General features: G+C 68.1%; 12 protein-coding genes and 3 tRNA genes. 6 read left to right on the top strand and 9 right to left on the bottom strand.

Translation table 11 applies throughout. From position 1 onward, the window contains the following. Positions 1-62: 62 nt before the first annotated feature. The 4 genes from ftsH to FHX72_RS12455 all read right to left on the bottom strand — a co-directional run bounded on the left by ftsH (position 63) and on the right by FHX72_RS12455 (position 4,258). Positions 63-2,039, bottom strand: a complete 1,977-nt coding sequence (gene ftsH, locus FHX72_RS12470) for an ATP-dependent zinc metalloprotease FtsH (protein WP_068479629.1) — start codon at positions 2,037-2,039, stop codon at positions 63-65. Positions 2,040-2,255: 216 nt separating this feature from the next. Beyond that, a complete protein-coding gene (gene hpt / locus FHX72_RS12465; protein WP_068479631.1) occupies positions 2,256-2,813 on the bottom strand; it encodes a hypoxanthine phosphoribosyltransferase in 558 nt (185 codons plus the stop codon). Positions 2,814-2,873: 60 nt separating this feature from the next. Continuing rightward, the gene (tilS, locus tag FHX72_RS12460) at positions 2,874-3,902 is read right to left on the bottom strand and encodes a tRNA lysidine(34) synthetase TilS (protein WP_068479633.1); all 1,029 of its coding nucleotides are present in this window, start codon (positions 3,900-3,902) and stop codon (positions 2,874-2,876) included. 95 nt (positions 3,903-3,997) lie between these two features. Continuing rightward, positions 3,998-4,258 (bottom strand): PLD nuclease N-terminal domain-containing protein, encoded by a 261-nt coding sequence (locus FHX72_RS12455; protein WP_082805760.1) that lies wholly within the window; start codon positions 4,256-4,258, stop codon positions 3,998-4,000. Between the two features lie 236 nt (positions 4,259-4,494). Between FHX72_RS12455 and ppa the strand changes: the two genes are divergently transcribed. Next, a complete protein-coding gene (ppa, locus tag FHX72_RS12450) occupies positions 4,495-4,983 on the top strand; it encodes an inorganic diphosphatase (protein ID WP_068479635.1) in 489 nt (162 codons plus the stop codon). 442 nt (positions 4,984-5,425) lie between these two features. Here ppa and FHX72_RS12445 read toward each other — a convergent pair whose 3' ends face one another. Further along, a complete protein-coding gene (locus tag FHX72_RS12445) occupies positions 5,426-7,204 on the bottom strand; it encodes a peptidoglycan DD-metalloendopeptidase family protein (RefSeq protein ID WP_183625518.1) in 1,779 nt (592 codons plus the stop codon). 360 nt (positions 7,205-7,564) lie between these two features. Here FHX72_RS12445 and FHX72_RS12440 point away from each other — a divergent pair. From FHX72_RS12440 to FHX72_RS12430, 3 genes are all read left to right on the top strand, one after another. Further along, a tRNA-Glu gene (locus FHX72_RS12440) sits at positions 7,565-7,637 on the top strand. A gap of 92 nt (positions 7,638-7,729) precedes the next feature. Continuing rightward, positions 7,730-7,806: transfer RNA gene (locus FHX72_RS12435), tRNA-Asp, on the top strand. 79 nt (positions 7,807-7,885) lie between these two features. Beyond that, positions 7,886-7,958: transfer RNA gene (locus FHX72_RS12430), tRNA-Phe, on the top strand. Positions 7,959-8,067: 109 nt separating this feature from the next. Here FHX72_RS12430 and FHX72_RS12425 read toward each other — a convergent pair. The 3 genes from FHX72_RS12425 to FHX72_RS12415 form a co-directional block, all read right to left on the bottom strand. Further along, complete coding sequence (locus tag FHX72_RS12425) at positions 8,068-8,268, bottom strand: hypothetical protein (protein WP_183625516.1); 201 nt, start codon at positions 8,266-8,268, stop codon at positions 8,068-8,070. A 30-nt stretch (positions 8,269-8,298) separates the two neighbouring features. Then, positions 8,299-8,706, bottom strand: coding sequence for a hypothetical protein (locus tag FHX72_RS12420; RefSeq protein ID WP_183625513.1), 408 nt, complete (start codon positions 8,704-8,706; stop codon positions 8,299-8,301). Positions 8,707-8,872: 166 nt separating this feature from the next. Next, positions 8,873-10,591 carry a molybdopterin-dependent oxidoreductase gene (locus FHX72_RS12415; protein WP_183625510.1) on the bottom strand — a complete coding sequence of 573 codons (1,719 nt, stop codon included), beginning with the start codon at positions 10,589-10,591 and terminating at the stop codon, positions 8,873-8,875. 398 nt (positions 10,592-10,989) lie between these two features. Here FHX72_RS12415 and FHX72_RS12410 point away from each other — a divergent pair, with 398 nt between their 5' ends. Both FHX72_RS12410 and FHX72_RS19065 read left to right on the top strand, forming a co-directional pair. Next, positions 10,990-11,958 (top strand): DUF368 domain-containing protein, encoded by a 969-nt coding sequence (locus FHX72_RS12410; RefSeq protein ID WP_338110127.1) that lies wholly within the window; start codon positions 10,990-10,992, stop codon positions 11,956-11,958. Next, positions 11,955-12,488, top strand: a complete 534-nt coding sequence (locus FHX72_RS19065) for an NINE protein (RefSeq protein ID WP_068494078.1) — start codon at positions 11,955-11,957, stop codon at positions 12,486-12,488. Before FHX72_RS12410 ends, FHX72_RS19065 begins: the two co-directional genes overlap by 4 nt. Before the next feature lie 273 nt (positions 12,489-12,761). On the opposite strand, the gene FHX72_RS12400 is transcribed toward FHX72_RS19065, so the two are convergent. Beyond that, positions 12,762-14,201 carry a carboxylesterase/lipase family protein gene (locus FHX72_RS12400; RefSeq protein ID WP_244964236.1) on the bottom strand — a complete coding sequence of 480 codons (1,440 nt, stop codon included), beginning with the start codon at positions 14,199-14,201 and terminating at the stop codon, positions 12,762-12,764. Positions 14,202-14,217 lie beyond the last annotated feature (16 nt).

The following is a 14,217-nucleotide window of genomic DNA, read 5'->3' as shown; positions in this document are numbered from 1 at the left end:
AATGCAGGCTCCCATCGCTGGGAGCCTGCATTCTTTACGTTGGTACGAGGTGGGTCGAGCGGCTAAAAGCCGAGCTCGGCGCCGCCGTCCTGCGCGTGCTCGATCGGGTCCATCTGGTCGACCGGGATGTGCGGCTTCAGCGCCACTGGCGGCAGCGCGCTCACGGGGCGGTCGGGGCTCGACAGCCACTGGGGGCGCTCAGGGAGCTTGCGCACTGGCTTGAAGATCTCGTCGAGGCGGACGTGATCAAGCGTCTCCTTCTCGAGGAGCTCAGCCGCCAGCTGATCGAGGATGTCACGGTTGTCGTTGATGACCTTCCACGCCTCGTCGTGTGCCTGCTCGATGAGGAGTCGCACCTCGCGGTCGACGGTCTCCGCGACCGACTCCGAGTAGTTGCGGCCGGCCCCAGCCTGCTGGCCGTAGACGGTCTCGGCGGAGGATTCTCCGAGCTTCACGGAGCCGACGGATGCGGTCATGCCGTACTCGGTGACCATCTTGCGAGCCGTCTTCGTGGCCTTCTCGATGTCGTTCGAAGCGCCCGTCGTCGGGTCGTGGAAGACGATCTCCTCTGCGACTCGGCCGCCCATGGCGTAGGACAGCTGGTCGAGGAGCTCGTTGCGGGTGACCGAGTACTTGTCCTCGAGCGGGAGCACCATCGTGTAGCCGAGGGCGCGACCGCGCGGCAGGATCGTGATCTTCGTCACCGGGTCGGTGTGGCGCATCGCGGCGGCGGCGAGAGCGTGGCCACCCTCGTGGTACGCCGTGATGAGGCGCTCCTGGTCGTTCATGACGCGGCTGCGACGCTGAGGGCCGGCGATGACACGATCGACCGCCTCGTCGAGGGCCTCGTTGTCGATGATCTGCGCGTTCGAGCGGGCCGTGAGCAGCGCGGCCTCGTTGAGCACGTTCGCGAGGTCGGCACCCGTGAAGCCGGGAGTCTTGCGCGCGATGACCCGAAGGTCGACGTCCTGCGACAGCGGCTTGCCTTTGGCGTGCACGCCGAGGATGCGGGCACGACCGTCGAGGTCCGGTGCGTCGACGCCGATCTGGCGGTCGAAGCGGCCCGGGCGGAGCAGGGCTGGGTCGAGCACGTCCGGACGGTTCGTCGCGGCGATGAGGATGACGTTCGTCGAGCCGTCGAAGCCGTCCATCTCGACGAGCAGCTGGTTGAGGGTTTGCTCGCGCTCGTCGTTGCCGCCGCCGATGCCTACACCGCGGTGACGCCCGACGGCGTCGATCTCGTCGACGAAGATGATGGCTGGCGAGTTCTGCTTCGCCTGCTCGAACAGGTCGCGCACGCGGCTCGCGCCGACACCCACGAACATCTCGACGAAGTCGGAGCCGGAGATGGAGTAGAAGGGCACGCCGGCCTCACCCGCGACAGCGCGAGCGAGCAGCGTCTTTCCCGTTCCCGGAGGGCCGTACAGCAGCACACCCTTCGGGATACGAGCGCCGACTGCCTGGAACTTCGCCGGCTCCTTGAGGAACTCCTTGATCTCCTGCAGCTCCTCGAGCGCCTCGTTGGCGCCCGCGACGTCGTCGAACGTGACCTGCGGGCTCTCCTTCGAGACGAGCTTCGCCTTCGACTTGCCGAACTGCATGACGCCACGGCCACCGCCGCCGCCGAGACCGCCGGCGAAGAGGATCCAGATGAAGAAGCCGATGAGCAGCAGCGGGAAGAGGATGCTGACGGCCGAGAGCAGCCAGCTCGGCTGGGGCACGTCGTCGTCGTAGCCACCGGCGGGAGCAGCCGTGTCAACGGCCGAGACGACGTCCGCGGCACGTGCATCCACGAAGTAGAACTGGACGTTCTGGCCGTACTCGGGGTCGGCAGCCGTCAGCTCCATATCAACGCGGTTGTCACCGTTGACGATGACGACCTTGTCGGCCTTCTTGTCCTGGAGGAGCTCGAGGCCCTGCTGCGTCGTCACCTCGCGGGTGCCGCTGCCGTTGATCAGGCTGAAACCGAGGCCGATGACCAGCACGGCGAGCACCACGATGAAGATCGGGCTCTTGAGGATCTTGGTAACTTGCTTCATAAGTCGAGACTCGAGTGGCGTGCTCGGTGCCTTTCAGCCGGTTCTTCGCCAGCGCACCAGGGCGCGCAATCGAAAGTCATGGTACTCGGCACCACCGACACGGGTGTCCAGTGTTCGCTGAAGGCGCTCGGAGCATCCGCGCTTAAGTCCCTCGGAACGGAACGAGGCGAGGACACCAAGCGGTGCCCTCGCCTCGAACTCGTCGTTCGTGTGCGCCTACTCGCCGCCGTACACGTGCGGCTGCAGCACGATGATGTCGCGCAGGTGGCGGTACTGCTCGTCGTAGTCCAGGCCATAGCCGACCACGAACTCGTTGGGCACGTCGAAGCCGACGTAACGCACGGGCACGTCCGACTTGAGGCGCTCCGGCTTGCGCAGCAGCGTGCAGATCTCAACGGACGCTGGGCCACGAGACTCGAGGTTCTTCTTGAGCCACGACAGGGTCAGGCCCGAGTCGATGATGTCCTCGACGATGAGCACGTGGCGGCCCGTGAGGTCGGTGTCCAGGTCCTTCAGGATGCGGACAACACCACTCGACTCGGTACCGGAACCGTAGGAGCTCACGGCCATCCAGTCCATCTTCAGCGGGATCGTCAGCTCGCGCGACAGGTCGGACACGACCATGACCGCGCCCTTGAGCACGCCGATCAGCAGCGGCTCGCATTCGGCATAGTCGACCTCGATCTGGCGGGCGATCTCGGCGAGCTTCGCCTGGATCTCCTCCTCCGTGATGAGGACCTCGCGGACGTCGTTCGGAATATCAGTGGCGCGCATCCTGGCTCCCTGGGTGGATCAACGCTCGAAAAACGAACGTGGTGTGCGGAACGGGTGAAGCTAGGCGGTTTCGTCGAGGTGGTCGTCGTGCGCGGAGGCCGTCGCACCGAAGAGGATGCGGCCCTTCTCACGCTCGACGCGAATACCGGGCAGGTCGACTGGTCCCTGACCGCGCCACTCCGTTGCGAGGGCCGTGACCGCCATCGTGTGGCGGCGCGTCAGCGAGACGCCGAAGCCCTGCTCGGCGACGATTCGGCAGATGCGCTGACGCAGCGCAGGCGGCTGCGCGACGATGCCGCCCACGTCGAGTGAGATGCGACCATCCGCATCTGTGTTGACGATCTCGTGTGCCCACTCGAGGGCAAGCGCATCCAACGTCTCAGAGTCTTCACGCAGGGTCGTCGCCGTGCGGGCGAGCGCCTCCGAGATGCCGGGGCCGAGCTCCTTCTCGAGAAGCGGCAGAACGGTGTCGCGCACGCGAACACGCGTGTAGGCGGGGTCGCTGTTGTGCGGGTCGATCCACGGCGTGAGGCCCTGGTCTTCGCACGCCTGAACCGTCACCTGGCGGTGCAGGCCAAGCAGCGGACGCAGCAGCGTTCCCGTGACGGGCGCCATTCCGTGCAGGCTCTTTGCGCCGGAACCGCGAGCGAGGCCAAGGAGCACCGTCTCCGCCTGGTCATCGAGCGTGTGCCCGAGGAGCACCCAGGATGCTCCGGTCTCGATGCGCACGGCCTCGATCGCCTCGTAGCGGGCCACCCGGGCGGACGCCTCGGGGCCGGCACCAAGATCTTCGACGTTGACGCGCACGACGCTCACCGGGGCGAGGCCAAGCTCAGCCGCCTGCTCAGCAGCGTGCTCCGCGATCTTCGCGGAGCCCTCCTGCAGATCGTGGTCGATGATGATCGCGCCAGCCTCGACCTCGAGGCGCTTCGCCTCGAAAACCGCGGCTGCAGCGAGCGCCAGCGAGTCAGGCCCTCCGCTCAGCGCAACCAGAATTCGGTCACCCTTTTGCACACGCCCGAGGAGCGAACCACGGACGGCTCGACGAAGGTCGGCGACTGCTGGAGTGAGGCGAGGGCGATCTGACACAGGTACAGCCTAAACGCGCCCGCGCGAACCGTCACGCTCGGAGCCAGAACATCCCTCAAGGACCGGCCGTCGCGAGGCCGCCCCTGGCAGCAACCTCAACGCTTGCGGCCGAAAAGGAAGTACGAGATCGGGCCGATGAAGTTCACCAGCGAGAACACACCCCACGCGAGTCGCGAACCCCGAACCTCGTTCGGCTTGCGACGCAGGAGGCTCACCAGGGCCGCACCGAGCAGCGTGAACTGCACACCGGCAACCAGCGCCGTACCCAGTGACAGCGCGTGCGGCAGCGCCTGACCAGTCCCCTCGCGGAGCGGGATGAACGGGTCGACATGCAGCGCTTCCTTGAGATCAGGCATGCAGACCAGCATGCCACGGGATCACCCCACGGCCACAGCGCGGAGTCACACGACGATCCACGCCACGCACCCAGGACTCCGGTGACGGAAACCAGGCATCCGCACCCCCAGCCGGGGCGCATCCACTACCCTGAACCCGAACGAAACCAACGGTTTCGTGCGGCGAGCAGCGCCAAACTGGGCCCCGCCGACAAGCCACACAGATTGAGCGCCACCAGGCGCAACGAAGGAGCGCCATGGGCAGCTACGACGTCGTCATCGAAATCCCGCGCGGAAGCCACAACAAGTACGAGGTCGACCACGAGACCGGCCGCGTCTTCCTCGACCGCGTGCTCTTCACGCCGTTCGTGTACCCCGTGGACTACGGCTTCTTCGAGCACACCCTCGCCGACGACGGCGACCCCCTCGACGCGCTCGTGCTCCTCGAGTACCCGCTCTTCCCTGGCGTCGGCCTGAAGGTGCGCCCCGTCGGCGTGCTCAACATGGCAGACGAGGCAGGCGGAGACGACAAGATCCTCTGCGTCCCCGCGAAGGACCCCCGCTGGGCGAAGATCCAGGACCTCGGCGACGTCGACGACTCGACCAAGGACCAGCTCAAGCACTTCTTCGAGCACTACAAGGACCTCGAGCCCGGCAAGTGGGTCAAGGTCGAGGCCTGGGGCGACGCAGCCGCCGCCGAGGCCATCATCGAGCGCTCCATCGCGCAGTACAAGCCCGCCGAATAGGCAGCGTCCGCCGGCTCGACCGGCGACAGGCTGACGAAGCCCCGCATCCCCTGACGAGTTCAGCGGTGGATGCGGGGCTTCTTCGTGCGCGCGGTGCCTGCCAACACGCGGTGGCCGAGCCTTCGGGGCGGAGCGTTCGGGGCGGAGCGGTCGGGGCGGAGCGGTCGGGGCGGAGCGGTCGGGGCGGAGCGGTCGGGGCGGAGCGGTCGGGGCGGAGCGGTCGGGTGGTCTTGACCAACTTCCGTGACGAGAGCGGACGTAGGCCACTGACACGTGCCCAGGCACGCGAATCATCACGGAACTTGGACAGCTAGCCGCCGAAGATGCAGCCTGAAGGTCAACTGACACGCGCGGCGTCAGCACGCAGAAGGGCCGCTCCCGCCGAAGCGAGGAGCCGCCCTTCGCTCACGCTGACGTCAGCTGACGTGCGTGCGAATCAGAATCAGTAGTAGTAGATGCCTGCCGAGGCGAGCCACGGCTTCGGGTCCATCAGCGTGCCCCAGTACTTCAGCTCGAAGTGGAGGTGGCAGCCGGTGGAGGAACCTGTCGTCCCGGCGTAGGCGAGCACATCGCCTGCGTTGACGGTCTGGCCGACGTAGACGTTGATGCCGCCGTCCATGATGTGCGAGTAGGAGACCTCGGTGCCGTTGCCGAAGTCAAGCACAACGTGGTTTCCGAAGCCGCCGTTGTAGCCGGCGTAGGTGATGGTGCCGCTGTGCACCGCGTAGAGCGGAGCGCCGCAGGTACCACCGTTGACGCCGAGGTCAAGGCCGTTGTGCATGCGGTAGGTGCCGAAGATCGGGTGCAGGCGCATGCCGTACTCGTCGGTGACAACGCCGCTGCTGATCGGCCCGTAGTAGCCGGCCAGCACTCCGCTCGGGGTCTCCGGAGTGGTCGGTGCGACGACTTCGGGCTCGGGTTCGGGCTCCGGTTCGAGCTCGACGTCAGGCTTCTGCGGCTCCTCGGGGAGGATCTCGATGTCGGGCTTCGTGGGGTCGGGCTCGGGCGCCGTGGTCGGCGCGGTCGTCGGCTCCGGCTCGGGCGCCTGCGTCGGCTCCGGGGCGGTCGTCGGCTCCGGGGCCGTGGTCGGTGCCGGCGTGACGGGGTCGGGGTTCGGGGCGGGCGACTCGGCGGGAGCGGTCGGCTGCTGCGGCGCGACCGGCGCGGTCGGGTCCGCCGTGGCCGTCGGCGGGGCAGAAGGCTGGCCAGGAGGTGCGGCCTGTGCCGGCGGGCGCAGCGATTCCGGGGCGACAGAAGGATCGGTCGGGTCGGCTGGCGCGAGCGGGGCGGATGCCTCTGGCACGTCGGTGGAGATGTCGGGCTTGGCCGGCGCCTGGACGCCTGCTGCCTCAGCGTCGGCGACGGCCTGCTGGTACGCCTCTTCCTGGTAGGCGGCCGCGGCTTCTGCACGTTCGCGGTTCGTCTGCGCGACCTGCTCCTGGCGGAGCTTCTCGCCGGCTGCGTAGTCGCTGGCGGTGACGTCGCGCTTCTCCTTGAGCGGCGCGAGCATGGCCTGGAGGTCGGCCTTCTTGTCGTCAGCGAGGTACTTCTCGTTCTGGAGGACAACCTGCTCGGCCTGCGCCGCGTCGAACTTCGTCTTCGTGTCGGCTTCGAGCTTCGCGAGCTCGTCGTGCGCGGCGGTCGCCTGGGTTCCGAGGACATCTGCGGTGTTCTTCTCGGTGACGGCCTGGTTGTAGATGCCGTCGGTCTGCTCGGAAAGCTTGCTGATGGTGCCGAGCTGGTAGAGCAGCGTGTCGGCGTCGCCCGGGTTGAGGAAGAGGGCGAGCTTGGGGTCGCCAGCTCCGCGCGTGCTCATGGCGGCGGCCAGCTGGCCGGCCTTCTCACGAGACGTCGAGGCCTTCTCTTCGGCCGCATCCGCCTGCTCCTGCAGGATCGTGACCTCGGCGAACTTCTCGCTCGACGCGGTCTGCGCCTTGCCGTGCTCTTCACCGGCGGCCTTGGCCTGGGCTGCGGCGGTGGTGACCTTCGCGTCGAGGTCGGCGATCTGCTGCTCGATCTCGGCGATCAGCGATTCCTGGCGGTCGACGTTGCCTTCGGCGGCGACGACATCCTCCCAGGTGGCGTAGTCGTCATCCGCGGCGAACGCGGGACCAGCGGAGAGCGCAAGCGCGGCCAGAACGGCGGCGGATGCTGCACCGACGAGCGGGGTACGCCAGCGGTCGCGGAGTCGCAGGGGCTTTCGGCTCCTGGTGGCGGGCATTCGCTCTCCTCGTGGTGAATCTCGGGTGCGGAACGAGGCGGACGCCTCTGCGGCAACACGAGACTGCATCTACCACTGCAGTCACTTGTTTCACACCAACAACACGAGAAACAGTAACAAGTTTGTCAACATCTGCCTAGCGCGTCACAGAGACCCGGGTGATGAAAGCTGTACCGGGTCGTCGTGTGGGCCGGAATTACGCGCCTCGCGGGGTGCATCCGGATACGAGGAAGCCTGCGCTCGGTCCCGACCCGTCGAAGCGCGACACGCCGAACGCGCGCGGAGGCGGCGCCCGATTTGCCGTGATCGGAAATCGCCCCTATGCTCTTCTCTCGGTAGTCAAGTCAGCTACAAGCACTCGGCCCCATCGTTTAGCGGCCTAGGACGGCGCCCTTTCACGGCGTTAACACGGGTTCGAATCCCGTTGGGGTCACGGTCGTGACAACACCAGGTGCTGGGATGCTGTACATTGAACTGTCGCAATCGAATACGGATGAATCAGCCCAGGCTGAGACACCAAAGTAAGGCCCTGTAGCGCAGTTGGTTAGCGCGCCGCCCTGTCACGGCGGAGGTCGCGGGTTCAAGTCCCGTCAGGGTCGCCAAGCATCTTGCCCTCTTCTCGAAGAGGGCAATTTGCAAGGGCGACAAACATCAGTGAGTCGCCATGAGGCATCAGCCTCCGGCTCTGTAGCTCAGTTGGTAGAGCGCACGACTGAAAATCGTGAGGTCACGGGATCGACGCCCGTCGGAGCCACTGAAACCCTTGTGCGGCTTCTACGCACAGGGGTTTCTTTACGTCTGCGGGCCTTCCGCCCCGCCTCTGCGGCCGCGCCCGCATCTCCCGCACTTCTGCGGTTCTCCGCTCAGGCCTCGACCGGCACGACGCGGTAGACGCGGCGCGCCCGACCCGCCGTGAAGCCGGCCCGCACGTACCGCGCGAGGAGCGCATCCGTTGCCGCCGCCGCGACGATGATCGAACCGGGCGGCGTCTGCTCGATCAAGCGCCTCGCGAGCATCACCGCGGTCATTCGGGTGCCAGGGAGCTGCGCAAGGGCCGCGACCATCCATCTGTCCCCCTTCGGCGTCTCCGGCCCTCACGCCGAAAGCGTCGTCCCACCCGGCTGCACCAGTGCGATGACGGCGCCAACGAGCAGAGCCGCGTAGACGAGCATCCCGAGCATCCCGAGCAACAGCATGACCACCGCGTCGACGATCAGAATGCTCGCGACCCAGAGCACAAACGCCGCGGCCGTCCAGAGCCCGATCACGAGGCCGTCACGGATGGGCCGGCGCCGCGCGAACAGCACCGTTCCCGTGCGCGACTCGTCGAGGTAGAGCCCACCGCGAAGCGTCATGGGCACGATCGAGAACGCGTAGATCGGCACCGAGAGCACCGCCAGCGGCCTGTTCGGCGTGGATGCGCGTGCCGAGATCCACGCGGCGCGCGGCAGATCGCGCAGGGTCGACGGACGGGGACGCTCTTCGGGGGAGGTTGGAGGCATCCCGACCAGGCTATCGGGGCGTCTTGCGCGGTGCATACGTCTGAGACACGGCGCAGACCTTTGGGAATTGCAGGCTCATCCCGGAACGAGGATGCGCTTCCCGCACCTCTGCGGAGGGGGAAGGTGTGGTGCGAGCGGATGTGGGCAGGCCCCGCCGACAGCCGCGCTACGCCGTGACGTTGACCTTGATCTCGTGGTGGCCGGTCGCGCCGTCTGGCACGACGTTGGCGCGCGCCTCGGTCTGCACCTCGCCGTCGCTCGAGGTCGCCCGGACGCGGACGGAGTGTTCGCCGGTGGGGGCGTCCCAGTCGAGCTTCCACTGCAGCCATGTGTCGTCGGAGATGGGCGCGGCGAGCTCGGTCTGCTGCCACTCGCCGTCGTCGATCTGCACCTCGACGGTCTCGATGCCAGCGTGCTGCTGCCAGGCGAAACCGGCGATCGTCGTCGGCCCCGCGCCGATGCTTCCGCTGCTCGGCACGTCGATGCGTGAGCCGATCTTGATCGGCCCCTCCGCGCTCCAGCCGCGGTCGGTCCAGTAGGCGTTCACGCGGTCGAAGCGCGTCACCTCGAGGTCAACGACCCACTTCGTTGCCGACACGTACCCGTACAACCCCGGCACGACCATCCGCACGGGGAAGCCGTGCTCGGCGGGCAGCGGCTCGCCGTTCATGCCGACGGCGAGGATGGCGTTGCGGTCGTCGGTGAGCGCACCGATCGGCGTGCTGGCGGTCCAGCCGTCCGCCGACTTCGACAGCACCATGTCGGCGTCCGCCTGCGGGCCCGCGCGCATGAGCAATTCGCGCAGCGGGTAGCCGAGCCAGAGCGCGTTGCCGATGAGGCCACCGCCGACCTCGTTGGAGACGCACATGAGGGTCGTGATGCTCTCCTCGAGCGGGAGGGCGAGGAGCTCGTCCCACGTGAGGGTCACCTCGTTGTCGACAAGCCCGTGGATGCGCAGTGACCACCCCTCTGGGTTCACGAGCGGCACGCTGAGCGCGGTATCGATTCGGTAGAACTCGTCGTTCGGGGTGACGACCGGTGGGAGGCCGGGGATCTCGAACTGCGCGCCGGCTGGAACGGCGGCGGCCTTGACCGCGGCCTTCGGCAGAGCGATGGCTTCGCGGACCGCGGTGACGGCGCGGGTCCCAGCCGAGAGCGCGGCCCCTGAGGCTGCGGCGATGGCACCGATGACAACGGATGCTCCCGCGTAGACGAGGAAGCGGCGGCGGTCGACGCCGACGGGCGGGGTGGCTTCACGGACAGCCGTAGTTTCGGAGATTTCGGGGGTCTCAGTGGCTTCAGTGGCTTGCGCCGATCCGGCCGCTGCGGCCCGGCTCGTCGCACCGATCGCCGAACTCCGGGCTGCAGCGAGCTCGGACTCGCTCGCTCGCTGCCTGGCCCGCAGCTCGGCCTCGAAGAGGGTCTTGGCGAGGAACTGGAGCGTCAGCACGGCGACGACCATCGCGAGGAGCGGCGGCACGGTGTCGAGCGGAGAGAAGGGGGTGCGGGTGGCTACGGCAACCGCGCCAATCGCCGCGATGAGGCCAATGAGCACGCGCCCCCACGGCGGGCGGCGTCGCTCGAGCACGCCGGCAACCGCGGCGACGACGATGAGCACAACTGCGACGAGGGCGATCAAGGCGATCTTGTCTGCAGTCCCGAAGAGAGCGATCGCCGTGTCCTTCGCCCATGGCGGCGCGAGGTCGATGAGCAGCGCCCCGACCGCGACGATCGGGCTCGCGGTGGTCTGCAGGAAGGCCGCGGCGAGCTCGCCGAGGCCGACGCCGAGCGCCGCGGCACCGATTCCTGCGAGGCCTGCAGGAGCCGCGCCGCGGAGGCGGTCTCCGCGCGATTCGGCCGCCGCAGTACTGGGTTCGAGGGACATGGCGGATACGGTACGCGCGCCAAACCCGGCCGGGCTGAGTGCGGGTGGATTGCGTGAATCCGCTGTGAGAACACTTGCCCCGGACCTCTAATTCAGCCCACCGATCTCGTGCCGAGACGTGGCCGCGCGAATTTCGGTGACGGAAGCGCGGCGGAAGACGAAGTTTATACCGCAGAGCTGAAATCGTCACCCGAATTGTCAACGCGCCTCCTGCCGCAGACCGGGAGCGCAGCGCGGCCGGGCGCACTCGCGGGTCGCGCCTGGCGGAATGGTGGCTTTGTGCCGCCTCCCCCGGGCGCACGTGCATCCGGCGCCGTCCACGACCCCGGCGCCCGAGAAGGGCCGGTTCGTCAGCGCTCAACGTCCTCGTCAATCTCTTCCGAGGCGCGCTCATCGGCGTGACCGAGATCATCCCGGGCGTCAGCGGCGGCACCATCGCACTGCTGATCGGCGTCTACGAGACGCTCATCGACTCCGCCGGGCACCTCGTGCTCGGCGTCGTGCGCGCGGCCGTCGACACGGTGCGCGGCAGGGGCCTGAACCGGGCGCGCGAACACTTCTCGCAGGTCAAGTGGGGCCTCGTGCTTCCCATCGGCATTGGGATGCTCGTCGCGCTGGTCATCGCGGCCCGCCTCGTCGCTCCCCTGATCGAGGCGCACCCCATCCCCTCGAGGGCCCTCTTCGCTGGGCTCATCGCCGTCTCGCTCATCGTTCCTGCGCGGATGCTCGGGGCACGCTGGCAGCTTCGCGACTACGCGATCGCGGTGCCTGCTGCGGTCCTGAGCTTCGTCCTGACTGGGCTGCCCTCTGCAAACGACGCCGACCCATCCCCCGTCGCGATCTTCGTATCGGCCGCCGTTGCCGTCTGCGCGCTGGTGCTCCCCGGGGTCTCGGGCTCGTTTGTGCTCGTCACGACGGGCATGTACGAGCCGACGCTGCGCGCGCTCAACTCCCTCGACTTGGGCTACATCGCGCTCTTCGCGGTCGGCGCAGGCACGGGCCTCGCCCTCTTCGTACAGGTCCTGCTTTGGCTCCTCTCGAAGCACCGCCGCGTGACCCTCGCGCTCATGACGGGCCTCATGGCCGGATCGCTGCGCGCCCTGTGGGGCCGTGGCAGACCGACGACCGCGAACTGCTCTGGGCCTCGGGGGACGTCGTCGGCCCCGTGCTCTGGTTCTTGCTCGGCGCGGCGATCGTCGCCGCGCTCCTCATCTCCGAAGGGCTTCTCGTCCGCCGCGCCCTCCGCAAGGCGCCGGACGCCCATCCACACCTCTAATCCCGGGGATACTCCACAGGCCCGTCGAATGTCGGTAGTGCTCGCTAGCATGAGTCCCGCATCCACTCGACAGCAGGGAAGTGCCCGATGAGCCTCGTACCAACGGATCCATACGCCTCGCAACCGGAGGACGGCCCCTACGGCTCTTCGCACGCGAGCAACGCGCCATCGTCGCCGGCCGCCGGCTGGTACCCAGACCCGACGGGCAGGCAGCGCTACTGGGATGGCGCCCAATGGGGCCACTACGCCCCGTCGCAGGCGCCAGCCGCCAACGCGCCCGTGCTGTACCAGCAGACGGTTGTCGTCAGTGGCGGCAAGGAAGTCGGCATTACGTACGTGCTCGCGATCTTCCTTGGCGGGCTGGGCATCCACAACTTCTACCTCGGACGCACTGGCATCGCCATTACGCAGCTTGTGCTCTACCTGGTCGGCTTCGCGACGTCATGGCTCGGCATCGGCCTGCTGTTGGTCTTCGGAGTCGCGATCTGGGTCATCGTCGAGCTCTTCCTCATCCCGCAGTTCGTGCGAGAGGCGAATGCTCGCCTCGCGTCGGCCAGCGCCTACGCCGCGAACCAGGGATACGGGCCGGCTGGCGGCGGGCAATATCCAGGTCGGTACTGAGCCACGGGCACTCTCGGGTTTCCGGCGCTCCTGAGCCCGGGCAGGGTCTAGGCATTAGCTCGGCTCGGCTTAGCTCAGCCCAGCCCAGCCCAACCCAACCCAACCCAACTCAGCTCAGCTCAGCGAGAAGGCCCGGTTGCCCCACGCCGCGCGCAGGTCCGCGTCGAGGTCGTCGGCCACCCGATCGGCATGGTCGATGACCAACGTCGAACGGGCCTCCCCGAACGCCGGCGACGGCACCGCCCCTGGCAGGCCTCCGTCGGTCGGCTGTCCTTAGCGAGCGAACGACGTCCAGAGGGCGAGCATCCGATCGGAAACCTCACCGGCCTGTCTGCGTCCGCCGAGCTTGTAGGCGAGCCCGCGAGGGTCGGTGTCGAGGTTGCCCCACACGTACGCGACTTCGGTGCCGTGCGTGGCGCCGAGGCGCAGCACCTTCAGCAGGGGTGTCGCGAAGTCGAACCGGTAGAGGTAGGTCGGAGCGATCCGCGCGTGCCCCTCCGCGATCCACACCGTCGGCATGCGGAAGCCGACGTCGCGCGCGATGCCGAGCCCGACCATCCGCTGCCGAACGCCCTCGTACGCGTCGAGGATGTGCTCGCGGTCTGGCATCTCGACCGACGGGTTCTCGCGGGCGATCTCGGTGATCATCGTCGTAAGCGCCTGCTCCCCGACGGGCAGGAGCGGCGACTTGGCGAGTTTGAAGAACGTCGCCTCGTCCCTGTTGGTGCCGATGATGAGCGGAACGGGCAGTCCGCGGCCCTCGCTCAGCACCGTCACGGGATGCTCAGGCACCAGCTCGCCGTCGACGACCGGCGCGAAGGCGAGCGTGCCCGGGAACTCGGTCGGGATCTCAGCGAACAGCTCGCCGGCCGTCTCGACGATGCTCGAGACGGACAGGGCGCGGAGGGCAGCCCAGTCGTGTGCCGTAATGCCGAGCTTTTGGACGAATCGCTCCGAGACGACCTTCGCCCGCCCGAGCCCGTACACGCTCGTCGCGGGTGAGCTCTCGACGATCGCTGCCGAGAACAGCCCGCGGGCGGAGGGGGTGGCGAGCAGCGTCGACACGATGCCGGCGCCCGCCGACTCCCCGAACACCGTGACCCTTGCCGGGTCACCGCCAAACGAGCCGATGTTCGACCGCACCCATTCCAGAGCGCACAGCACATCGCGCAGCCCGAGGTTCGAGTCGAACTGCCCCTCCGCGCCGTCGAGCGTCGAGAGCTCCAGGAACCCGAGGCCGCCGAGGCGATAGGAGAGCGTCACGACGATGACGTCGCCGCGGTCGGCCAGCGCTGCTCCGTCGAACACCGGCTGCGTCGGGCCGCCGAGCACGTAGGCGCCGCCGTGCACCCACACCATGACGGCGCGCGGCTCGGCGGCGGGCGCCCGTGCCGTGGTCGGCCGCCACACCTTGACAAACAGGCAGTCCTCGTCGGTGATGGCGGTCTCGCCGACATCCATCGCCTTGACGCGAGCCTGCGGCGCGATCGGTCCCGGGATGCGCGCATCCACGACCCCGCTCCAGGCGCCGACGGGAACCGGGGCCCGCCAGCGCCGCTCGCCCGTGGGCGGCTCGGCGTAGCGGATGCCGAGCCAGCGCTCGGTAGCTCCGTCTGCGACGCCGCGAAGTACGCCGTTCGGCGTCTCGACCAGCGGATGCACGGGTCGCGGCTGCTGCAGGGTTGACGGGTGCGATTCTGCGGTTGGAACCATGAGGAACTCCGGCGTT

Source organism: Pseudoclavibacter helvolus, from assembly GCF_014191305.1.
Classification (GTDB): Bacteria; Actinomycetota; Actinomycetes; order Actinomycetales; family Microbacteriaceae; genus Pseudoclavibacter; species Pseudoclavibacter helvolus.
This window is presented reverse-complemented; position numbering and strand designations above follow the sequence as displayed.

Bases quoted from the DNA above. Each gene is read 5' to 3' on its own strand.
- ftsH (WP_068479629.1), bottom strand. From the start codon at position 2,039: ATGAAGCAAGTTACCAAGATCCTCAAGAGCCCGATCTTCATCGTGGTG.
- hpt (WP_068479631.1), bottom strand. From the start codon at position 2,813: ATGCGCGCCACTGATATTCCGAACGACGTCCGCGAGGTCCTCATCACG.
- FHX72_RS12455 (WP_082805760.1), bottom strand. From the start codon at position 4,258: ATGCCTGATCTCAAGGAAGCGCTGCATGTCGACCCGTTCATCCCGCTC.
- ppa (WP_068479635.1), top strand. From the start codon at position 4,495: ATGGGCAGCTACGACGTCGTCATCGAAATCCCGCGCGGAAGCCACAAC.
- FHX72_RS12445 (WP_183625518.1), bottom strand. From the start codon at position 7,204: ATGCCCGCCACCAGGAGCCGAAAGCCCCTGCGACTCCGCGACCGCTGG.
- FHX72_RS12425 (WP_183625516.1), bottom strand. From the start codon at position 8,268: ATGGTCGCGGCCCTTGCGCAGCTCCCTGGCACCCGAATGACCGCGGTG.
- FHX72_RS12420 (WP_183625513.1), bottom strand. From the start codon at position 8,706: ATGCCTCCAACCTCCCCCGAAGAGCGTCCCCGTCCGTCGACCCTGCGC.
- FHX72_RS12415 (WP_183625510.1), bottom strand. From the start codon at position 10,591: ATGTCCCTCGAACCCAGTACTGCGGCGGCCGAATCGCGCGGAGACCGC.
- FHX72_RS19065 (WP_068494078.1), top strand. From the start codon at position 11,955: ATGAGCCTCGTACCAACGGATCCATACGCCTCGCAACCGGAGGACGGC.
- FHX72_RS12400 (WP_244964236.1), bottom strand. From the start codon at position 14,201: ATGGTTCCAACCGCAGAATCGCACCCGTCAACCCTGCAGCAGCCGCGA.